Annotated in this window: 18 protein-coding genes and 1 pseudogene; 8 read left to right on the forward strand and 11 right to left on the reverse strand. The window is 73.9% G+C overall.

The window, feature by feature from the left end; genetic code table 11:
- Positions 1-124: 124 nt before the first annotated feature.
- The 6 genes from ABZ920_RS29895 to ABZ920_RS29920 form a co-directional block, all read right to left on the reverse strand.
- A complete protein-coding gene (locus tag ABZ920_RS29895; protein ID WP_361511784.1) occupies positions 125-1105 on the reverse strand; it encodes an ABC transporter substrate-binding protein in 981 nt (326 codons plus the stop codon).
- A 92-nt stretch (positions 1106-1197) separates the two neighbouring features.
- Complete coding sequence (locus ABZ920_RS29900) at positions 1198-1962, reverse strand: amino acid ABC transporter ATP-binding protein (RefSeq protein ID WP_361511787.1); 765 nt, start codon at positions 1960-1962, stop codon at positions 1198-1200.
- The gene (locus ABZ920_RS29905; RefSeq protein WP_361511790.1) at positions 1959-2975 is read right to left on the reverse strand and encodes an amino acid ABC transporter permease; all 1017 of its coding nucleotides are present in this window, start codon (positions 2973-2975) and stop codon (positions 1959-1961) included. The genes ABZ920_RS29900 and ABZ920_RS29905 overlap by 4 nt, the downstream gene beginning before the upstream one ends.
- A 19-nt stretch (positions 2976-2994) precedes the next feature.
- Entirely contained in the window at positions 2995-3951 is a 957-nt protein-coding gene (locus ABZ920_RS29910; protein WP_361511793.1) for an ABC transporter substrate-binding protein, read from the reverse strand.
- The gene (locus tag ABZ920_RS29915; RefSeq protein WP_361511796.1) at positions 3948-4478 is read right to left on the reverse strand and encodes a GNAT family N-acetyltransferase; all 531 of its coding nucleotides are present in this window, start codon (positions 4476-4478) and stop codon (positions 3948-3950) included. The genes ABZ920_RS29910 and ABZ920_RS29915 overlap by 4 nt, the downstream gene beginning before the upstream one ends.
- Positions 4475-5602, reverse strand: coding sequence for an LLM class flavin-dependent oxidoreductase (locus ABZ920_RS29920; protein ID WP_361511799.1), 1128 nt, complete (start codon positions 5600-5602; stop codon positions 4475-4477). The genes ABZ920_RS29915 and ABZ920_RS29920 overlap by 4 nt, the downstream gene beginning before the upstream one ends.
- 688 nt (positions 5603-6290) lie before the next feature.
- Here ABZ920_RS29920 and ABZ920_RS29925 point away from each other — a divergent pair.
- Together ABZ920_RS29925 and ABZ920_RS29930 are read left to right on the forward strand one after the other, a co-directional pair.
- Positions 6291-7316, forward strand: a complete 1026-nt coding sequence (locus ABZ920_RS29925; RefSeq protein ID WP_361511802.1) for an amino acid ABC transporter permease — start codon at positions 6291-6293, stop codon at positions 7314-7316.
- Positions 7313-9234: pseudogene (locus tag ABZ920_RS29930) on the forward strand (FAD/NAD(P)-binding protein). The gene ABZ920_RS29925 and the pseudogene ABZ920_RS29930 overlap by 4 nt, the downstream one beginning before the upstream one ends.
- A gap of 26 nt (positions 9235-9260) precedes the next feature.
- Here the strand turns inward: ABZ920_RS29930 and ABZ920_RS29935 are convergent.
- The 4 genes from ABZ920_RS29935 to ABZ920_RS29950 form a co-directional block, all read right to left on the reverse strand.
- Positions 9261-10481 carry an acyl-CoA dehydrogenase family protein gene (locus tag ABZ920_RS29935; RefSeq protein WP_361511805.1) on the reverse strand — a complete coding sequence of 407 codons (1221 nt, stop codon included), beginning with the start codon at positions 10479-10481 and terminating at the stop codon, positions 9261-9263.
- Between the two features lie 170 nt (positions 10482-10651).
- On the reverse strand, positions 10652-11110 hold the full coding sequence (locus tag ABZ920_RS29940) for an Rrf2 family transcriptional regulator (RefSeq protein ID WP_361511808.1): 459 nt from the start codon (positions 11108-11110) through the stop codon (positions 10652-10654).
- 71 nt (positions 11111-11181) lie between these two features.
- Positions 11182-11391, reverse strand: a complete 210-nt coding sequence (locus tag ABZ920_RS29945; protein ID WP_361511811.1) for a DUF397 domain-containing protein — start codon at positions 11389-11391, stop codon at positions 11182-11184.
- On the reverse strand, positions 11373-12215 hold the full coding sequence (locus ABZ920_RS29950) for a helix-turn-helix transcriptional regulator (RefSeq protein WP_361511814.1): 843 nt from the start codon (positions 12213-12215) through the stop codon (positions 11373-11375). Before ABZ920_RS29950 ends, ABZ920_RS29945 begins: the two co-directional genes overlap by 19 nt.
- 320 nt (positions 12216-12535) lie before the next feature.
- Between ABZ920_RS29950 and ABZ920_RS29955 the strand changes: the two genes are divergently transcribed.
- The 5 genes from ABZ920_RS29955 to ABZ920_RS29975 all read left to right on the forward strand — a co-directional run bounded on the left by ABZ920_RS29955 (position 12536) and on the right by ABZ920_RS29975 (position 17454).
- A complete protein-coding gene (locus ABZ920_RS29955; RefSeq protein WP_361511829.1) occupies positions 12536-12808 on the forward strand; it encodes a hypothetical protein in 273 nt (90 codons plus the stop codon).
- Positions 12808-13047: a hypothetical protein gene (locus ABZ920_RS29960; RefSeq protein WP_361511832.1), complete on the forward strand. Its 240-nt coding sequence runs from the start codon at positions 12808-12810 to the stop codon at positions 13045-13047. The genes ABZ920_RS29955 and ABZ920_RS29960 overlap by 1 nt, the downstream gene beginning before the upstream one ends.
- Positions 13048-13367: 320 nt before the next feature.
- Positions 13368-14363, forward strand: a complete 996-nt coding sequence (locus tag ABZ920_RS29965) for a ScbA/BarX family gamma-butyrolactone biosynthesis protein (protein WP_361511817.1) — start codon at positions 13368-13370, stop codon at positions 14361-14363.
- A gap of 641 nt (positions 14364-15004) precedes the next feature.
- The gene (gene ctaD / locus ABZ920_RS29970; RefSeq protein ID WP_361511820.1) at positions 15005-16717 is read left to right on the forward strand and encodes a cytochrome c oxidase subunit I; all 1713 of its coding nucleotides are present in this window, start codon (positions 15005-15007) and stop codon (positions 16715-16717) included.
- A gap of 269 nt (positions 16718-16986) precedes the next feature.
- Positions 16987-17454: an SPW repeat protein gene (locus ABZ920_RS29975; RefSeq protein WP_361511835.1), complete on the forward strand. Its 468-nt coding sequence runs from the start codon at positions 16987-16989 to the stop codon at positions 17452-17454.
- A gap of 380 nt (positions 17455-17834) precedes the next feature.
- On the opposite strand, the gene ABZ920_RS29980 is transcribed toward ABZ920_RS29975, so the two are convergent.
- A complete protein-coding gene (locus tag ABZ920_RS29980; protein ID WP_361511823.1) occupies positions 17835-18929 on the reverse strand; it encodes a glutamate--cysteine ligase in 1095 nt (364 codons plus the stop codon).
- A 373-nt stretch (positions 18930-19302) separates the two neighbouring features.
- On the opposite strand from ABZ920_RS29980, the gene ABZ920_RS29985 reads away from it, so the two are divergent.
- Positions 19303-20208: a glycosyltransferase gene (locus ABZ920_RS29985; protein WP_361511826.1), complete on the forward strand. Its 906-nt coding sequence runs from the start codon at positions 19303-19305 to the stop codon at positions 20206-20208.
- Positions 20209-20259: the final 51 nt, after the last annotated feature.

Here is a 20259-nt window from a genome sequence, read left to right on the forward strand (position 1 = left end):
GGGGGGTGGGGGGGGGGGGGGGGGGGGGGGGGGGGGGTGGGGGGGGGGGGGGGGGGGGGGGGGGGGGGGGGGGGTGTGGGGGGGGGGGCGGGGGGGGGCCCCCCCCCCCCCCCCCGCCGGACGGCTACTGACCGGTCCTGGGCAGGCCCGGAGGGTTGATCTCCGACTTCGCCACGGCCTCGTCGGACAGCCCCCAGCGCCCCAGCACCTCGGCGTACGTGCCGTTGCGGATGACCTCGTTCAGCGCGTCGGCGAGCGGCTCGGCCAGCCCGCTGTCCTTCTTCGTGGTGGCCGCGATGAGGCCCTGGAGGGTCGGGCCGGCACCGGAGAAGGTCCCGGCGATCTCGGTTCTGCCGCTCGTGGCCACGTGGTAGGCGGCAGTGGGGTTGGGGCCGAGGTAGAGGTCGATCCGGCCGGACTGGAGGGCGAGGTAGGTGTCGCTGTCGTCCTGGTAGTACTTGACGTCGACCGGCTCGCGGCCGGCCCGCACGTTCTCCCTGCTCCACTCGACGAGCAGCTTCTCCTGGTTGGTGCCGCTGCTGACGGCGACGGTCCTGCCCGCCACGTCCTCGGGGCCGGTGACCTTCAGGCCGCTGCCCTTCCTCGCCTCGAAGGCGAGGTTGTCCTCGCGATAGGTGGCGAAGTCGTACTTGTCCTTGCGCTCCTCCGTGACGGTGATGTTGCTGAAGCCGACGTCGTACTTGCCGCTGTCGAGGCCGACGAAGACGTTCTCCCAGGAGGCCGGGTTCAGGTGCGGCTTCAGGCCCAGCACGTCCGCGACCAGGTACGCGAGGTCGGGTTCGACGCCGATGACGGTCTTGTCGTCGGTGGCGCGGAAGGTCAGCGGTGCCGCCGAGCCGGAGGAGTCGACGATCTCCAGGGTGCCTCTCTCGCGGATCCTGCGCGGGACTTCGGCGGCTATGGAGTCGACTCTTGCCGTGGTGACGCGGTGCTGGTCGGGGCTGAGGTTGATCTTCGTCCTGGCACCCGACGCGTCCGCGACCTCGGTGGTGTCGCCGTCGGAGGGGTTGGCGCAGGCGGCGAGGACGAGGGCGGAGGCGAGTCCGACGGCGGCTGCGGTGGTGCGGCGGGCGAGGGTGGGCACGGGCGGTCTCCTTGCGTGCGGACGTGCGGGGACGGGCGGTGGAGGTACGGGGACGGGCGGGAAGGTGAGGCAGCGGTGCGGCGGGCGGCCGGTCAGAGGACCTTGGAGAGGAAGGCGCGGGTGCGCTCGTGCCGCGGGTCGTCCAGGACGGCTGCGGGCGGCCCCTGCTCGACGACGACTCCGCCGTCCATGAACACCACGGTGTCGGCGACCTCACGGGCGAAGCCGATCTCGTGGGTCACGACGATCATGGTGGTGCCGGTGCGGGCCAGGTCCTTGATGACGTCGAGGACCTCGCCGACGAGTTCGGGGTCGAGCGCCGAGGTGGGTTCGTCGAAGAGCAGCACCTTCGGTTCGAGGGCGAGCGCGCGGGCGATGGCGACCCGCTGCTGCTGGCCGCCGGACAGCTGCCGCGGGTAGGCGCCGGCCCTGTCGGCGAGGACGACGCGCTCCAGCAGCCGCCGGGCGGTCTCCTCTGCCTCCCTGCGCGGGCGGCGCAACGCGGAGACGGGGGCCTCGACGAGGTTGTCCAGCACGGTCAGATGGGGGAAGAGGTGGAAGTTCTGGAAGACGAACCCGACGTGGGTGCGCTGCTTCAGGACGTCCTTCTCCTTCAGCTCGTGCAGCTTGCCGCCCGAGCGCCGGTACCCGATGAGCTCGCCGTCGATGCCGATCCAGCCGCGGTCCACCTTCTCCAGGTGGTTGATGGTGCGCAGCAGCGTGGACTTGCCCGAGCCGGACGGGCCGAGGACCACGGTGACCTCGCCGGCGCGGACCTGGAGGTCGACGCCGCGCAGCACCTGGAGTGGTCCGAAGCTCTTGTGGACGCCGTGGACGTCCACCATCACCGCGCTCATCGGCTTTCTCCCAGGGGCTCGACGGGGATGACGGGCTGGTCGCGCCGGGCCGCCGCGGTCCTGAGGTCGCGGGCGAGGCGGCGGGCGCGCTGGAGGGGGGAGGGCGGCGGCGTGCGGTCGGCGCCCCGGGCGAACCGGCGTTCCACGTAGTACTGGGCGACCGACAGCAGGGAGGTGAGCACCACGTACCAGGCGGTGGCGACCAGCAGCAGCGGGATCACCCGGCCGTTGCGGCCGTAGATCACCTGGACCTGGTAGAACAGCTCGCCGATGGCCATCACGTAGACCACCGAGGTGCCCTTGAGCAGGCCGATGATCTCGTTGCCGGCCGTGGGCAGGATGGCGCGCATGGCCTGCGGCAGCACGATCCTGCGGACCTGCCGCAGCCGGGGGATGCCGAGCGCCGCGGCGGCCTCCAGCTGCCCGGGGTCGACCGAGATCACGCCGCCGCGGACGATCTCGGCGGCGTAGGCGGCCTGGTGCAGCGTCAGTCCGATGACCGCCGCGCCGATGGTGCCGATGAGACTGTTGGTGCCGACCGACCAGAGCACCGGCCCGAAGGGGACGCCGACGCCGAGCCGGTCGTACAGGGCGCTCAGGTTGAACCAGAACACGAGCTGGACGATCATCGGGATGGACCGGAAGACCCAGATGTAGGTCCAGGCGACGGTCTGCAGCACGGGGCTGCGCGAGAGCCGCATGAAGGCGAGGACCGTCCCGAGCAGGAAGCCCAGGACGGTGGCGTAGCAGGTGAGCTGGAGGGTCACCCAGACCGCCTGGACGATCGTCTCGGACAGGACGTAGTCGCGGAAGACGCCCCACTCCCAGACCGGGTTGGTGGCCAGGCCGTGCACGAACTGGGCGGCGAGCACGGTCACGGCGAGCGCGGCCGCCCAGCGTGCGTAGTGGCGGGCGGGGACCACCCGGAGCGAGGCCGGGTCGTCGAGGGCGGGCGGTCGTGCGGGGCCCGTGGCGGGGGCGCCGGGCGGCGCGGGGTCGGTGGCGAGGTGCATGGCGTTTCCTGCTCGGCTGTCAGGGGTGCTCGGGCGGGTTGATCCGCGAGGTGTCGATCGCGGAGGCGGTGGTGCCCCACTTCCTGAGGATCCGGGCGTACGTGCCGTCCTGGATCAGCTCGTTGACGGCGGCCTGGAACGCCTTGGTCAGCGGGGAGCCCTTGGTGAAGGCGAAGCCGACGTCGAGGCGGTGGTACTCGCCGAGGAAGGTGGTGCGCGAGGCGGGCCGGGCCGCCTGGTGGCGCAGGCCGTTGATGGTCGACATGATCACGTCGATGCGGCCCTGCTGGAGTGCGGTGAGGGTGGCGGCGTTCTCCGCGTAGACCTTGACGTCGTACGGCTTCCTGCCGGCCTTCGCGCACACGCCCTTCTCCGCGTCGAGCGTCGCCTCGAAGGTGGTGCCGGCGCCGATGCCCACGGTGCGCCCGCACAGCTGGGTCAGCTCGGTGATCTCCTTGCCGAAGGACGTGTCGCCCTTCCGGACCGCGAAGCCCTGGCCGTCGTCGATGTAGGTGACGAAGTCGATGGTCCGCAGGCGCTCGGTGGTGACCCCGAAGTTGCCGGTGCCGACGTCGTACTTGCCGCTGCGCAGGGCGGGCAGGATCGTCTCGAAGGCGGCGTCCTGGCGCTCCAGCCTGACGCCGAGGACCTTGGCCACGGCGTCGGCGATGTCGATGTCCTGGCCCGCCGGCTTGCGCGACCCGTCCGGGTAGTACGCCGAGGGCGGGGCCCCGACGGAGCTGCCGATCCGCAGCGTGCCCGAGGCGCGGACGCCGGCGGGCAGGAGCGCGGCGGCGGAGTCCACCCTGCGGACGGCGGCGACCGGGTCGTCGGCCGGAGCGGCCGGGGCCCCGGCGCCCGCAGGAGCCGTGCCGTCCGGTTCGCCGGTGCCGCACCCGGTCAGGGCCAGCAGGGGCAGAAGGGCGACGGCGGCCGCGCGGAGGCGCGGACGGCCGCTGGTGCCGGGGAGCTTCACGGGGCGATGGCCTTTCCGGTGCGTGGGGTGTCGGGGAGGTGCTTCTCGAAGGGCAGCAGGCCGACGGTCTCCGGGTCGGCCTCCGTGTCGAACAGCGGGGTGTAGCCGGTGGCCAGGTACAGGCCGCGGGCCTCCGGCTGGCGCGGCCCGGTGGTGAGGTACACGCGCCGGTAGCCGCGGGCGCCCGCCTCCCGCTCCAGTTCGGCGACGACGCGCCGGGCGAGGCCGCGGCGACGGTGCGCGGAGTGCGTCCAGATGCGTTTCAGCTCGGCCGTGACCGCGTCGTACCGGCGGAAGGCGCCGCCGGCCACCGGGTCGCCGTGTTCCAGGAGCAGCAGCAGGACGCCGCCGTGCGCGGCGGTGAACTGCTCGTCGGGGTAGCGGGCGAGTTCGGCGTGGGCGTCCTTGCCGTAGCGGGCGCCGTACTCGTCGCCGAGTTCGCGCAGCAGCGGCCGCACTCTCGGGTCGGAGACCGGCACCTGGACGACCGTCAGGTCGGGTGCGGACGCGGGCGGTACGGGGCTCACTCGCCCACCGCCGCGAGGGCCTGCGGGCCGCGGGCGGCGCGCTCGGCGTCGCGTCTGGCGACCTCCTCGCGCACGATCGGGATGACGTACCGGCCGAAGTCGACGGCGTCGCCGAGCAGGTCGTAGCCGCGTGCGGAGAGGATGTCGACGCCGAGGTCGTAGTAGTCGAGCAGCGCCCGGGCTACCGTCTCGGGGGTGCCGACCAGGGCGTTGGAGTTGCCCGCGCCGCCGGTCGCGGCGGCGGTCGGGGTCCACAGGGCGCGGTCGTAGCGCTCCCTCGCCTCGGCGATGGCGATCAGCCGCTGCGAGCCCGTGTTCTCGGGGGCGCCGCCGCGGCGGTGGCGCAGGAGACCCGCCCCGCTGCGCTGCCGTATCGCGCCGACCGTACGGTGGGCCTTCTCCCAGGCCAGTTCCTCGGTGGGGGCGATGATCGGGCGGAAGGCGACCTGGATGCGCGGCGCCCCGGTGCGGCCCGCGGCCCGTGCGGCGGCCCTGACCGCCTCGATCTGCTCGGCGGTGCGCGCGAGCGGCTCGCCCCACAGGCAGTAGATGTCGGCCTCGGCGCCGCCCGTGGCGTACGCGGCGGGCGAGGACCCCCCGAAGGAGACCGCCGGGCGCGGCTGCTGGACGGGGAAGACGTCGCTGACGAAGTCCTGGAAGCGGTAGTGCTCGCCCTCGTGGTCGAACGGCTCACGGGTGGTCCAGATCCTCTTGACGATCCGGATGTACTCGCCGGTGCGGGCGTAGCGCTCGTCCTTGGTGAGGGTGTCGCCCTCGCGGCGCTGCTCGTGGTCGTTGCCGCCGGTGATGAAGTGCACGGCCAGCCGGCCCTCGCTGATCTGGTCGAGGGTCGCGAACGTCTTGGCGGCGAAGGTCGGGTAGGAGACGTTGGGCCGGTGCGCGAGCAGAAGCTGGAGCCGGTCGGTGCGGCTCGCGACGTAGGCGGCGGCCGGGGCGGGGTCCGGGGAGCCGGAGCCGTAGGCGAACAGCACCCGGTCCCAGCCGTGGTCCTCGTGCGCGCGGGCCAGGCGCAGCGTGTACTGCTTGTCGAAGGCGGCGCCGGAGCGCGGGGTCGTTTCGGAGCCGTCGTTGGTGGCGGCGATGCCGAGGAATTCCACGGGCATGGCAAAAGCCTTTCGGGGCGGTGGAGCACACGCGGGCACGGCGGTGGAGCACGCGGGCAGGGCGGCAGGACCCCGGCCGGGCCGTGGCTGACGGAGCGCCGGGAGGCTGGTGCGGGGGAACGGGCGTGACGACGCCGTGCGTCGTTCAAGGGCGGGGCGGGGACGGCAGCGCGCGTCCGGACTCGCGGACCGTGCCCGTACGGGGGTCGTTGCCCGGGTACGGCGGTGCGGCGAGGGGAGGACTCGGCCCGCGACGGGGTCACCGAGGGAGGGAAGGGCCGGTCAGACGACCCGCTGCCGAGTCAGGCGCGACACGCCGCGGACCACACCCGACCGAAGTCGATGTGGTCACGCGAGACCAAGCGCTGCTGGGCGTTCATGGGCCTAATTGAGCAGGAGTTCGGTCGCGGCGTCAACCACCGCCCGGATGCCGGACGTGTACGACCCGACGCCAACCGGTTGTCCTCGGCGTGGTGTTGACAGCGGCGCGCCGTCGCCGCATACGATCGACGCGGATCGGCTCCGCCCTGCGCGGAGGCCCTTCCGGCCGCGTTGAGGGACGCGGCGAGCGTGACGACACCGGTCCCCGGCCGCACCGTACTTCCCGCCCGCGCGGTCGCCGCGCGGTGCCCGCCACGTGTGCCCCGGGTCTCCCACCACGCCCGCGCCCCCTCCCCAGAGAGCCTCGATGGCCACGTCTTCCGATCTGACCGCACCCGACGCCCGGCCCGTACCCGGCGAGCAGCCGCCGGCCGGTCCGCCCGGCGGCGCCCCGACCGGCCTGCCGCAGATCGTGCCCCGCCGCCACCTCGGCCGCCGGCTGGCCGCGGCGGCGGCGTTGCTGCTCCTGGCGATGGTCGTCAACTCCGTGGTGCGCAACGACGCCTTCCAGTGGGGCGTGGTCGGCCGGTACCTCACCACGTCGGCCGTCCTCGACGGGCTGTGGCTGACCCTGTGGCTGACCGTCACGGTGACCGCGCTCGGCTTCCTGCTCGGCATACCGCTGGCGGTGATGCGCCTGTCCGCCAACCCGGTGCTGCGCACCCTGTCCTACGGCTACGTCTGGATCTTCCGGTCCACGCCGCTGCTGGTGCAGCTGCTGTTCTGGTTCAACATCGGCGCCCTGTACCCGACCCTCGGCGTCGGCGTCCCGTTCGGCCCGCAGTTCGTCACCGTCACGACGGTCAACCTGCTCGGCCCCACCCTCACCGCCGTCATCGGTCTGACCCTGCACGAGAGCGCGTACGCCGCCGAAGTGGTGCGCGGCGGCATCCTGTCGGTGGACGGCGGGCAGACCGAGGCCGCGCAGGCGCTCGGCCTCGGCAGGTGGCGCACCCTGCGGCGGATCGTCGTCCCGCAGGCGATGCGCGCCATCGTGCCGACCGCGGGCAACATGCTGATCGGCACGCTCAAGGGCACGAGCATCGTCAGCGTGCTGGCCGTGCACGACCTGCTGTTCTCGGTGCAGCTGGTCTACAACCGGACCTACCAGGTCATCCCGCTGCTGCTGGTCGCCACCCTGTGGTACATCGCGGTCACCACCGTGCTCAGCGCCGGCCAGTACTACGTCGAGCGGTACTACGCCCGGGGCTCGGCGCGGACGCTGCCGCCCACCCCGCTCGGACGGCTGCGGATCCGCCTGGCCGCCCTGCGCGCCCGGCTCGGCCGGGCGGCCGCCTCGGACGCGCGTCCCCTGCTCGGCGGTGACCGGTGAGCGCGTCCCCCGCCGCGACCCTGGTCGTCGTCGGCGCGGGCCCGCGCGCCACGGGCCTGCTGGAGCGCATCGCCGCGAACGCCCCCGAACTGTGGAACGGGAGCAGGGAGTTGCGCGTCCACCTGGTGGACCCGTACCCGCCCGGCCCGGGACGCGTCTGGCGCGACGAGCAGTCGCCGCTGCTGCGGATGAACTCCATGGCCGAGGACGTCACCATGTTCACCGACGAGTCGTCGACCCTGGACGGCCCGGTGCGGCCCGGCCCCTCGCTGGCCGAGTGGGCCGCCCAGTTCGCCGGTCCCGGCGCCGCGCGCTTCGCCCCGTACGCCGAACCCGCCGACCCGGAGGTGCTCGCCGAACTGCGCGGCCTGGCCGGCACCGGCTTCCCCACCCGGCGGGCGCAGAGCGCCTACCTGGACTGGGTGTTCCGCCGAGTGCTGACGGAACTGCCGCCGTCGGTCACCGTCGCATGGCACCGCACCACCGCCACCGCCGTCACCGGACCCCCGGACGGCCCGCAGCGGGTGCACCTGGCCGGCCCCGCCGCGCCGCTCACCGCCGACCTGGTGGTCCTCGCCCAGGGGCACCTCGGCTCCACGCCCGCCGGCGAGCACCGCGACCTCGCCGCCTTCGCCCGCCGCCACGGCCGCTTCCACCTGCCGCCGGAGTTCTCCGCCGACGCCGACCTCGCGGGCTCACCGAGGGCCGCGGCGGCCGCTACCGCACCGCGCCCGACGGCACCCTCACCTACCTCCCCTCCGGCCGCGAACCCGTCCTCCACGTCGGATCACGGCGCGGGGTGCCCTACCACGCCAAGACGGGCTACCGGCTCCAGGGCCCCCGGCCCCCGCTGCCGCGCCACTTCGGCCCCGACGCGGTCGGGGCGCTGCTCGCCGGGGACGGCCCGCTGGACCTGCGCCACGACGTGTGGCCGCTGATGGCCAAGGAGATCGGCTTCGGCCACTACCACGAGCTCTTCCACGCCCATCCCGAACGCACCGCCCTGCCGTGGCCGGAGTTCCTCGCCGCCTACGACCGGCTCGACTGGCGCTCCGACGCGATGGCCGCCCTCGTCGCCGGCGCCGTGCCCGACCCCGCGGACCGCCTGGACCTCGAAGCCCTCGACCACCCGCTGCGGGGCCTCGCCTTCGCCACGCCGGACGACTTCCAGGAGCACCTGCGCCGGTACGTCGCCGACGACGTCGCCCGCCGCGAGGACCCCGCCCACAGCGCCGACCTGGGCGCGTTCCTGGCCCTGCTCTCCGTCTACGGCCACCTGCCGCGCCTGGTCGCCGCGGGCCGGCTCACCGCCCGCTCCGTCGCCGGCGGGGTCGACGGGTGGTGGCACGGCTTCTTCAGCTTCCTGGCGTCGGGGCCGCCCGGGTCCCGGCTGCGCCGGCTGCTCGCGCTGTCCCGCGCCGGGCTGGTCCGCTTCCTGGGCGCGGACGTGCGCGTCGGCACGGACGAGAGCACCGGCACCTTCACCGCGACCAGCCCCACCGTGCCCGGCCACACGGTCCACGCCACCGCGCTGATCGAGGCCTACCTGCCGGGGCCGGCCCTCGACGGTACGCAGGACCCCCTGCTGCGGCAGCTGCACCGCACGGGCGCGCTCGCCGAGGAGGTCGTCGCCGACCCCGCGCACACCCACCGCTCCGGCCGGCTCGCCGTCGACCCGGAGAACGGCCACATTGTCGACCCCGGCCTCGGCCGCCCCCACCCCCGCCGCATCGCCCTGGGTGCCCCCACCAGCAGCCGCGCCGTGGCCGCCTTCGCCCGTCCCCGCACCGACGCCCCCGCCTTCCGGCAGAACGACGCGGTGGCCCGCGCCGTGCTGCGGGCCCTGGGCGAAGGGCGGCCCACGGCGACGGGCCGGGGCGGGCCGGGCCTCGGCCTGGACGTGCCGGTCACGGGCTGAGGGCCCGCGCCCCGGCGCCCCGGCGCTCAGATCCAGGACGCCGAGGGCTCGCCCCCGCTGTTCAGGAAGTGGTCCCCGATGGCCCGCAGGGCGGGGTCGGAGGGGCCGCGCCCTGCCAGCGTGCGGATGTTGCGCCAGAACCGGTCGAGCCCCTCGGCGCCGGCGAGGTCCAGCACCCGCTCCCCGGTGCGCAGCGCCGCCCGGACCGTGACGGCTTCGGCGGCGGCCACCAGCGCGGCCGTCTCCGCGCACTGCCCGGCGTCCAGCTCCCGCCCGGTCCGCAGGGCCCGGTCCATGGCCGCCGTCGCGCGGCCGGCGACCGCCGAGGCGGTGTGCGTGGCGAGGGCCAGTCTGCCGAAGGCCAGCAGCCCGTCGGCGTCCACGCCCACCGGCCCGGACGGGGACACGCCGCCGTCCGCCCGCCGGCGGTGCGACGCCGCGCGGGTGAGGTCCCGGGCCTCGGCGAGCGCTCCCTCGGCGATGCCCAGGGCGACCTGGGCGAGCATGAGCCGCAGCGCGAGCGGAGCGAGCGTGGTGAACGGCGCGACCGCGTCCTCGTCGTGCGCGGCGGGGCCGAGCACCTGGTCCGCGCCGACCGGGACGTCGTCGAACAGGACCGTGCCCGCACCGGCCAGCCGCTGGCCGAACCGGTCGTGCAGCAGGTCGCGGCCCACACCGGGGTGCCGCGGGTCCACCAGCACGACCAGCGACTCACCGGTGACGGTGCAGACCGCGTCGACGACGAGCCGGTCGGCCGCGTTCACCGCCGTGGCCAGCGTCCGGTGCCCCCTGAGGAGGTGCCCGTCACCGGCGGGGAGGAGGACGGGAGAGGCGCTGTCGCCGCCCGGCGCGCCGGCCCCGGGGGCGCCGGTGTCGCCGGCCCACAGCCACTGCTCCCGCCGGGCGCGGGCCTCCAGCCCGGCGGCACGCTCCGGCGCCGCGAAGAACCGGGCGCTGTGGGCCAGCACGTAGTGGCGGCCGAGGAGTTCGCCCATCGAGCCGTCGGCGGCCGCGATCCGGCGGACGACGGCGCAGGCGTCCGCCCAGCCCATGCCCTCACCGGCGGCGCCGGGCGGGGCGAGGGCGGCCGGCAGACCGGCCTCACGCAGCCGCGCCACCTCGTCGTACGGCGGCTTGCCGGCCCGGTCGCGGTCGAGCGCGTCCACCGCGAGGTCGTCGGCGAGTTCGTGCGCGACGCGCTTCCAGAAGGCCTCGGGGGCGGCGGCGTCCGTCGCCGTGTCGCTCACCGACGTGTCCCGGGTTTGCTCGGCACCAGGGTCCTCACGGCCACCTCACCCCTTTTTCCTACTGAACTGGTAGGGATTCATCGTGTGGGCATGACAGGCCGGGGGCAAGGGAGCGTCCACCAGTCGGACGGGCTCGTTCCGCCGGGTGGGACGCGAAGCCGCGGCTGCGGTCAGGGGTTGGTCCAGGCGGCCGGGGCCTCGGTGAGCGCCATGACGTCCGCGGGCAGCCGGCCCGAGACGACGTCGGCGAGGGACACGCCCTCCAGGATCTGCCGGACGTTGGCGCGCAGCGCGATCCACAGCCACAGCAGCGAGGCGGCGGGGCCGGAGTACGACAGGTCGGGCGGGCGGACCCCCCGCACCGACACCAGCGGCCCGTCCACGGCCCGGATCACGTCCGCGATGCTGATGGACGAGGCCGGCCCGGCCAGCCGGTAGCCGCCGTTGGCGCCGCGCTGGCTGAGCACCAGACCGGCCCTGCGCAGGTCGTTGAGGATGCCCTCGAGGAACTTGTGCGATATCCCCGCGGCGTCCGCGATCGCCTCCGCCTTCAGCGGCCCGGCGTCGGGGGCCGCGGCGAGTTGCAGAGCGGCGCGCACCGCGTAGTCCGCCCTGGCCGAAATCCGCATGGCGTCATTATCCCGTACCGCGGGACCGCCCACCCGCGCGTGCGGCCTTAGCGACGCGGCGCCGGGACCTGTCAGCCGTCCAGGCCGCGGTCCTTCACGAAGGCCACGAACGCGGACCACCCCGCCGCGGGGAACGCGATCACGGGGCCGTGGGGGTCCTTGCTGTCCCGCACGGGAACGACGGCCGCGAAGCCGTCGGACACCTCGACACAGGCGCCGCCGTCAGGGTTGCTGTAGCTGCTCTTGCGCCACGCCACGGCACTCACGTCGATGAGTCGCACGGCACTTCCTCCAACCTGCGCAGGATGAACTCTCGCGACTCGGCGGGGGACATGGCCATGTCGCGCACCACATCGTAGGCACGGTTCAAGCGTTCGATCCGCGCGTTTTCCTCGACGAGTTCGCCCCAGTGCGCGTTCTCCGTGTACGCCACCGAACGGCCGTCCGCGAGCCGCAGGAACCACACGTCCGTGGCCACCAGCCCATGGACGCCCGTGCTCTGCGGAAGGACCTGGACCGTCACGTTGTCGCGGTTCGCAGTCCGTGCCAGGTACGCGAGTTGGGCGTGCCACTCCCCCTCGTCCTGCAACGGCGTACGGAGCACAGCCTCCGCGAGAATCGTCCGGAACGGCGGCGCCTCCTCCCCCTCCAGCAACTCCCGCCGACTCATCCGGGCCTTGACCTGCTGCTCCAGCTCCGCTCCCCTGATCCCGCCCGCGGCCAGGACCTCCCGCGCGTAGCCCGGCGTCTGCAGGAGCCCCGGCAGCACACTCACCGCGAAGTGCCACAGGCTGACCGCTTCCGCCTCCAGCGCCATGTACCGGCGGTAGCGTTCCCGGAACTGCGTATGGTCCCCGGCGGCCAGCTCCCAGAGGGCCAGGAGCAGTCCGGGCGTCCCGAAGTACTGGTCCAGGGCCTGGATGACCTCCGGGCCGCCGAGCGTCTCCCCCTTCTCCATCTTCCCGAAGAGCGACCAGTCCCAGCCCAGCCGCTCACCGAGTTGCCGCAGGCTGTCGCCCTTCCGGGCCCGCAACTGCCGTAATTCCTCCGCGAATCGTTGGCGCGGTTCCTGACTGCGCCCCGTCACGAGGCGTCGCTGCGGCAAGGTGACTCCCTTCAGGGCGCTCCCGGCGGGCCGGCCGCCCGGGACGCCCTCCGTACCCGTACTCACCACCACACGTGCCCACGCCTCCGGGAAGCCCCCGTGGAAGGTGTGGAACGTGCGCCGTCCGGCGCGGAACGAGACGGCGTCGAAGCCCCCCGCCGGTTCCGCCGGGCGGCATGCTCGTGACGCGCCGGCCACTCACCGTAACCAACCGTGAGCGGACAGGAGGCCGGAACGCCGTAGGTGCACCGCACCGCCCGCCGTCGAAAGGTCAGACCGTGCCGCAGCCCGACCCCGCCCAGCAGCCGGACCGCCCCGCCCTGCCGAAGCGCGTCCCCCACCTCCAGGAGGCCGCCGCCGCTCGTGACGCCCTCGCCGCCGCGCTCACCCGGGCCGGTATCCAGCTCCCCGCCATGGACGTCCGCACACCCTGGGCCGACACCGCCTCCGGCAGGCCCAGCCACCACGACCGGTCGGCTCACGAGGCGGCCGAACACGCCCGCACCCGCTACGCCCTCGTGCACCTCGGGGTCTGCTCCGCGCCCGTCGCCCTCGCGCTCGCCGCCGTCATCGCGAGGGGCGCCGCCCGGTGATCGCCCGGGGTCCCGACCCCGCGCCCGGGCCCGCCGCTCCCCCGCCCGGCACCCCGGTCCGCGACACCGCCCGCGACCGCGTCGGCGTCGTCATGGGTCACGAAGGCCCGTGCCTCCGGCTCCGCCCGCTGTCCGGCGGCCGGGAATGGGAGGCCGACCCGGCAGCCGTCCGGCCGCTCACCCAGGCGGAACTGCTGAGCGCCCGCGTCGCGGAGGCGAACGACCGCAGCCGGCGCTGAGGGCCGGCTGGCGGGCAGTTCCGGTCTGCGACGGTTTTCGGACAGCGGCCGGCCGATCGCGACGGCGAGGGAATACCGGGCGTCGGTGACGCGGGCGGCCGGACGCGGGTCCACGGCCGAAACCGTGCGACGGCGGCCGTGACGGCCGGGGCGCCGGACGGATCCCGGCCCCGCCCCGGCACCGGACAGCCGGTGCCGGGGCCGGGGTCCGCCGGCCCGGGCAGCGAGCTGACGGCGTTGCAAAACCGACCCGTTGGTTTGTAGTCTTCGCGGTCGCACAGGACCATCGTGAGTGATGCACGAACTGCCCGGGGGTTTACATGAGTCAGCCGTCGCCGACCGAGGGATCCGCGCAGGGGAAGGGGCCGGCCGGCCACCGCGCCGACAGGCCTGAGGCAGCACTGACGTCGACCGTCGCGCGGGAGCTGGTGCACCGCGCCGCCGTGGCCGAGGTGTTCCTGACCGGCTGGTCACCCGTCGACGACAAGTGCACCCGGGTCACCGCTCAGTGGCCGCGCGCCCACAGCTTCTATCGCCCCCTCGCCGGCCACCATGACCCGCTGCTCGTCGCCGAAACGATCCGTCAAGCCGGTGTGCTGGCCTGCCACGCGGTGTACGACGTACCCCTGCGGCACCGGTTCCTGATGTGGGGACTGCACACCGAGGTCTACCCGCGGCACCTCGTGGTCGGCTCCCGCCCCACCGACCTGGATCTCGACGTCACCTTCACCGAGCTGACCCGGGCCGGCAGCCGCCTCAACGGCCGCTACCGCGTGACGATCCGCAACGGGGACGAGGTGGTGGCCACCGGCGGCGCCCACTTCACCTGCACCGCTCCGGCCGTGTACCGCAGGCTGCGCGGCGAGCGCCACGGCGTGCGCCCGCGGCCCGAGGACGTGACCGGCGCCGCCCTCGAACCCGTGACTCCGGCCGCGGTCGGACGCAGGGAGCCGTCCGACGTGGTTCTCGCCCCGACCGATGTTCCGCACCGCTGGCAGCTCCGCCCGGACATAGGCCACCCCATCCTCTTCGACCACGTCGACGACCACATCCCGGGCATGGTCCTGCTCGAAGCGGCGCGCCAGGCCGCGACAGCCCTCGCACCGGCGGGCGGCGCCGTGCTGCCGATTTCTCTGGACGGCACCTTCCAGCGGTACGTGGAGTTCGACAGCCCCTGCTGGATCGAGGCGGCGCTCTGCACGGAGGGGGCCGACGACTCCGCGCGGGCCGTGCGCGTCACCGGAACGCAGGACGGCGAAACGGTCTTCACCTGCGAGCTCGTCGTCGGTCCCGCCCCGGTCACCGGGTCCCGCTGACCGGCGCTGCCCTCTCCACCCGGGCCCGGACCGGCCGGCCGCACTCCGCTCCGAGCCGTCCGGGCCCGGGCCGCTCCGCCGTGCTCCGGGCCGCCCCGCCGCGGTCCGAGCCGACCCCGCGCCCCGGGCCGACGCGACGGCGCCCGGACAAACCGTCGTGACTGATCATGGGCTCGCTCAGCGCTCCGTCACGAGGTCGACCGAGGAACCCTTCAGCGCAGCCCGCCTCACACGTCCGGGTGACATGCCGACGCCGTGCGCGCGCCGTGCAGCCGACTGCCCGTCACGCCGTACGGCCGTCCCCCGCCGGCGCAGTCGTCGACGGGGCCGCCCCCACTCGGTCGGCCGTACCGCCCTGAGGGCCTGACAGCCCCGCCGGCCACCGGCGTCCGGGGCCGTCGGCCGGTGGTCCGGCCGGCGACGCCCGTCACGCGACCGGCCGGTCCGCGGCCGCCGATTTCGCCCGGTCCGCCGCCAGTTCGCCACGTTCGGAGGAATCCAGCGGACCGGAACCCGCGCGGCTGGTTACGCACCATCCGACACGGACGCCTCCAGGACGGATGAACGTGCACCTTTCGCCCGTCTACGGAACCTTGGTACCCAAGACACCGTTTGCGTGACTACCCCCAACGAGGTCGTTGATGACTGCAGAGGCTGAGCCGAGCACCCTGGTGCCGGTAGAAGGACGTCGTAGCAGGGGACGGGTGATCGTTTCCTGGATCACGACGACGGACCACAAGAAGATCGGGCACCTGTACCTGATCACCTCGTTCGGGTTCTTCCTGATCGGCGGAGTACTGGCCATGGCCATCCGGGCGGAGCTGGCCCGCCCGGGGCTGCAGCTGTTCTCCACCGAGCAGTACAACCAGGCGTTCACGCTGCACGGCACGATCATGCTGCTGCTGTTCGCCACACCGACCTTCGCCGGTTTCGCCAACGCGATCATGCCGCTCCAGATCGGCTCCCCCGACGTGGCCTTCCCCCGGCTCAACATGCTGTCGTACTGGCTGTTCGCCTTCGGCGGCCTGATCGTGCTCTCCAGCTTCCTGACACCCCAGGGCGCCGCCGACTTCGGCTGGACGGCCTACACCCCGCTCAGCGGCCAGCGCCACAGCGGCTACCTCGGCGCCGACCTGTGGATCATGGGCCTGGCCCTGTCCGGCTTCGGCACCATCCTCGGCGCGGTCAACTTCATCACCACCATCGTGTGCATGCGCGCCCCCGGCATGACGATGTTCCGTCTGCCGATCTTCACCTGGAACATCCTGCTCACCTCGGTGCTCGTGCTGCTCGCCTTCCCGGTGCTGGCGGCCGCGCTGCTGGTGCTGGAGGCGGACCGGCAGTTCGGCGCGCACGTCTTCGAGGCGGCCAACGGCGGCCCGATCCTGTGGCAGCACCTGTTCTGGTTCTTCGGCCACCCGGAGGTCTACATCCTGGCCCTGCCGTTCTTCGGCGTGATCACGGAGATCATCCCGGTGTTCTCCCGCACCCCGATCTTCGGCTACATGGGCCTGGTGGGCGCCACGATCGCCATCACCGGCCTGTCCGCGACGGTGTGGGCGCACCACATGTTCGCCACCCAGGCCGTGCTGCTGCCGTTCTTCTCGTTCATGACCTATCTGATCGCCGTCCCGACAGGCGTGAAGTTCTTCAACTGGATCGGCACCATGTGGAAGGGGTCGCTGTCCTTCGAGCCGCCGATGCTGTGGGCCGTGGGCTTCCTGGTGACGTTCCTCTTCGGCGGGCTGACCGGCGTCATCCTCGGCTCCCCGCCCCTGGACTGGCACGTCACCGACAGCTACTTCGTCGTCGCGCACTTCCACTACGTGCTCTTCGGCACGATCGTGTTCGCCATGTTCGGCGGGTTCAGCTTCTGGTGGCCCAAGATGACCGGCACCATGCTCGACCAGCGACTGGAGAAGATCCAGTTCTGGACGCTGTTCGTCGGGTTCCACACCACGTTCCTGGTGCAGCACTGGCTGGGCGCCGAGGGCATGCCGCGCCGCTACGCCGACTACCTGGCCGCCGACGGCTTCACCGCCCTCAACACCGTCTCCTCCATCGGGGCGTTCCTGCTCGGCCTGTCCACGCTGCCGTTCCTCTACAACGTCTGGAAGACCGCCCAGGAGGGAAAGAAGATCGAGGTCGACGACCCCTGGGGCTACGGCCGCTCCCTGGAGTGGGCCACCTCCTGCCCGCCGCCCCGGCACAACTTCGTCACCATCCCGCGGGTGCGCTCCGAGTCCCCCGCCTTCGACCTGCACCACCCGGAACTCTCCCAGCTCGACCAGAAGGAGAACACCGGTCAGCGCGACGTCATCGACGTCGCCGGGCACGAGAGCGACCGGTCCTGAGCACGGACCACCCCCGTCCACCGGCCTGGACTCCCCGCGGAACCGGGCGTCCGGGCCGGTGAGCCGATCGACCGGGACGCGGTCACCGGCGCGACCCCGGGCGGCTTCGAGCCGGCCGGGGGCCGCGTCCGTGGACACGCAACCGGAATAAGTTCGGGATAAAGATTCGGATTCGGACATTCGGTGCGCGGTACCCGGCCTCCAGAGGAGCAGCACTCTCACAGAGGTGGAATCCGATGGCAACCTCACCCAAGTCGTCCCAGTCGTCCATGGAGACGCATCCCGACATCGTCGACATGCGCCACCGCCACGAGGTGGCCGAGCGCGCAACGAGCACACCGCAGGGGCAGGCCACCGGGACGCTGGCCTTCCTCACCGGCATCTACCTGGCCGCCTCACCCTGGATCACCGGTTTCAACAACCTGTCCACCCTGGCCGTGACCAACCTGGTGACCGGTATCGCCTACGCGCTCCTGATGAGCGGCGGATTCGGCCGCGCCTACGAGCGGACGCACAGCATGGCCTGGGGAGCGTGCATCCTGGGCCTCTGGACGATCATCGCCCCCTGGGTCGTGTCCGGCAATGTCGCCACCACCAAGACGATCGTCAACAACGTCGTCACCGGCGTGATCGCCCTGGCGCTGGCCCTGGCCGCCAGCGCCGCCGCCCGAGCGGCGGAGTCCTCCGGCGCCCGGCACGGCGGCACGTCGGCCTCGTACGCGCAGGGCCGCAGCTGACCGGCACCCCCTCGGCGCTCCCGCGGGTGAGGACGGCTCCGCGCCACCCGTGAGAAACGGGGGCGGTCGTCCGCGCACCGGACACGCCGATCAGGGGCCCGGGCGCCAGGAAGGAGGATGAGTCCCGGGAGCAGGACGCCTCTCAAGAAGGGCGCGGGCGGAGAGGCCGCGTCCGGCGCCGGGACCGACTCCGCCGAGCGGGGCGAACCATGACCGTCTCGATCGCCCAGCGGGATGCTGCCGCGCCCGGAGGCAGCGGCAGCATCCCGATGCGCCGGCGCCGCGACCACGCCGAGCTGGACTCGATGGGCGGTGCGCGCTCCCGCAGTGAACGGCGCGGGCTCCCGCAGTACGCGGGCCTCGCCGAGGACCGGGGTTGCTCACATCGTGTTGCCGGCTTCCGTGATCAGGCGGACGACGCCGTCGAGGCCGCCCTCGGCCAGGGCCCGGCGCTGCCGGTCCGCTCCGGTGCCCTGCCGCAGCAGGCGGTCGACCCGTGGGGCGACCTCGCGGGTGTCACCGGCGGCCTCCAGGGCGGGACCGACGTGGTGCAGCAGCCGGCGGACCACGTCACCGGCGCGCAGACGGCGGCCGTCCGGGGCGATCAGATGGCCGCCGAGGCCGTGCCGGGCCGCCTGCCACATCGCGAGCTGCAGCAGCTCCGGGCCCGGTTCCGCCGCCGGCCGGCCCTCCTCCGCCTCGTGCAGTGCCGTATCGGCCAGCGCCCGCACCAGCCCGGCGAACATCACGGCCTCGTCCGTGCCCAGCTGCACGTCCAGGCAGCGGACCTCGACCGTGGGATACCGCTCGGACAGCCGGGCCTGCCAGTACAGCTGCCCGGTGTCGACGATGACGCCCGTGGACAGCAGCCGCCGCACCCGCCGGTCGTAGTCCGCCTCGCCGGCGAAGTGCGGGGGCAGCCCGCTGACCGGCCAGCGGCCGAAGACGACGGTGCGCCAGCTGGCGAATCCGGTGTCGCGGCCCGCCCACAGCGGGGAGTTCGCCGCCATGGCGGTCAGCGTCGGCAGCCACACCCGGAGCCTGTTCAGCACCTCCACGCCCGTCCGCCGGTTCGGGACGGCGACGTGGACGTGCATGCCGTTGACCATCTGCTCGGCCACCAGTTGCGGCGCCTGCTCCTGCAGGGCCCGGTACCGGCTCCGGTCGGTGACCGGGGCGGGCGCGTCCTCCCGCAGCGGCGGGGTTCCGCTGGCGACGACGCGGCAGCCGTGGGTCCGCGCCGCTCTGGCGACGGCGCCGCGCAGCCGCAGCAGATGGCCGCCGGCCTCCCGCAGCGTGCGGCACACCGGGGTGGCCACCTCGACCTGCGCCTGCAGCAGTTCCGGCTGGATCTCCCGCGCGGTGACGGAGGGTTCCAGTCCGGCCGCGGCGCGCACCTTCTCCCCGTCCGCGGCCAGCCTGCCCGTCACCGGGTCGACCAGCAGGTACTCCTCTTCGACACCGACCGTCGTCATCGCCGGCCCTCCGTTGCCGCCGCTCCACCGCCCTGCGAGGAACAGGTGCGCTCCGGCGGGCGAACGCCTGTGGTCAAGGCACCCGGTGCCGCTCGTCGTCCCGGTGGGTGCCCCTCGTACGTGCCGCGGGGGCGCGCCTTCCAAACCTGGCCCGCCGCCGTTCAAGCCATCCGCCGCCGGCGCCTGATCACCGGCCGTGCACGGGGCGGCGTCCGGTCGCGTGGCGGAGGGGACGCGAGCGGCGGAAGGAGCCGGCGGGACTGGCTCTCGCGGGGCCGGGTAGTCGGCAGGACGGGGAAACGCCGCTTCCCCGCCCGGTGAGTGACGGCGGAAAGCCGCGTTCCAGTCCCCGTGCCCGAGCCTGGGGGACATCATGACGACTGAGTCGCCGGCCCTGCCGGTGGCGAGCCGGCGGTCCGGCAGGGTGACCGTGGTGATCGCCACCCGCAACCGCCGCACCGAACTCGCCAGAACCCTGCGGCACCTGGCGGGCCTGCCCGCCCGGCCGGCGGTCGTGGTCGTGGACAACGCCTCCGGCGACGGCACCGCCCGGACGGTCGGCGAGGTCTTCCCGGACGTGCGGCTCGTCCGGCTGCCCCGCAATGCGGGCGCCTGCGCCCGGAACATCGGCGTGGAGCTGGCCGACACCCCCTACGTGGCGTTCAGTGACGACGACTCCTGGTGGGAGCCCGGCTCCCTGGCCCGTGCCGCCGACCTGTTCGACCGCCACCCGCGGCTGGCCGTGCTGGTGGGGCGCGTCCTGCTCGGCGAGGAGGGGCGGGAGGACGCCGTCTCCCGCAAGATGGCGTCGGCCCCTCTCGGGTCGCCGCCGGACCTTCCCGGTCCCGCCGTGCTCGGCTTCCCGGCCTGCGCGGCGGTCGTCCGCAAGGACGCCTTCCGCTCGGTGGGCGGCTTCAGCGACCTGCTCTTCTTCGGCGGGGAGGAGAGCCTGGTGGCCCTCGACCTGGCCGCGGCCGGCTGGGGCGCCGCCTACGTCGAGGACGTCGTGGCCCACCACCAGCCGTCCCCGCAACGGGAGGGGGACGCGGCCCGCTGGGCCCTGCACCGGCGCAACGACCTCCTCGTGCACTGGATGCGGCTGCCCCTGACCGGTGCGGTGCGCCGCACCGGCGCGCTCGCGGCGAAGGCGCTGCACGACCGGGCGGCCGCCCGGGCGCTGGCCGGCCTGCTGCGCCGGCTGCCCGCGGCGCTGGCCCACCGGCGTCCCGTGCCACCGTCCGTGGTGCGGCGCCTGGAGAGGCTGGGAGAGCTGCGCTGACGCGGGAGCCGGCCGGGACCCGCGCCGCCGGCTGCCGGGCGTGGGCCGGCC

Origin of the sequence: Streptomyces sp. NPDC046831, from assembly GCF_040645305.1 — a bacterium.
Lineage (GTDB): Bacteria > Actinomycetota > Actinomycetes > Streptomycetales > Streptomycetaceae > Streptomyces.

What these genes read in the sequence shown, in the direction of transcription:
- ABZ920_RS29900 (WP_361511787.1), bottom strand. Translation starts at nt 1,962, where the DNA reads ATGAGCGCGGTGATGGTGGACGTCCACGGCGTCCACAAGAGCTTCGGA.
- ABZ920_RS29905 (WP_361511790.1), bottom strand. Translation starts at nt 2,975, where the DNA reads ATGCACCTCGCCACCGACCCCGCGCCGCCCGGCGCCCCCGCCACGGGC.
- ABZ920_RS29920 (WP_361511799.1), bottom strand. Translation starts at nt 5,602, where the DNA reads ATGCCCGTGGAATTCCTCGGCATCGCCGCCACCAACGACGGCTCCGAA.
- ABZ920_RS29925 (WP_361511802.1), top strand. Translation starts at nt 6,291, where the DNA reads ATGGCCACGTCTTCCGATCTGACCGCACCCGACGCCCGGCCCGTACCC.
- ABZ920_RS29940 (WP_361511808.1), bottom strand. Translation starts at nt 11,110, where the DNA reads ATGCGGATTTCGGCCAGGGCGGACTACGCGGTGCGCGCCGCTCTGCAA.
- ABZ920_RS29965 (WP_361511817.1), top strand. Translation starts at nt 13,368, where the DNA reads ATGAGTCAGCCGTCGCCGACCGAGGGATCCGCGCAGGGGAAGGGGCCG.
- ctaD (WP_361511820.1), top strand. Translation starts at nt 15,005, where the DNA reads ATGACTGCAGAGGCTGAGCCGAGCACCCTGGTGCCGGTAGAAGGACGT.
- ABZ920_RS29975 (WP_361511835.1), top strand. Translation starts at nt 16,987, where the DNA reads ATGGAGACGCATCCCGACATCGTCGACATGCGCCACCGCCACGAGGTG.
- ABZ920_RS29980 (WP_361511823.1), bottom strand. Translation starts at nt 18,929, where the DNA reads ATGACGACGGTCGGTGTCGAAGAGGAGTACCTGCTGGTCGACCCGGTG.
- ABZ920_RS29985 (WP_361511826.1), top strand. Translation starts at nt 19,303, where the DNA reads ATGACGACTGAGTCGCCGGCCCTGCCGGTGGCGAGCCGGCGGTCCGGC.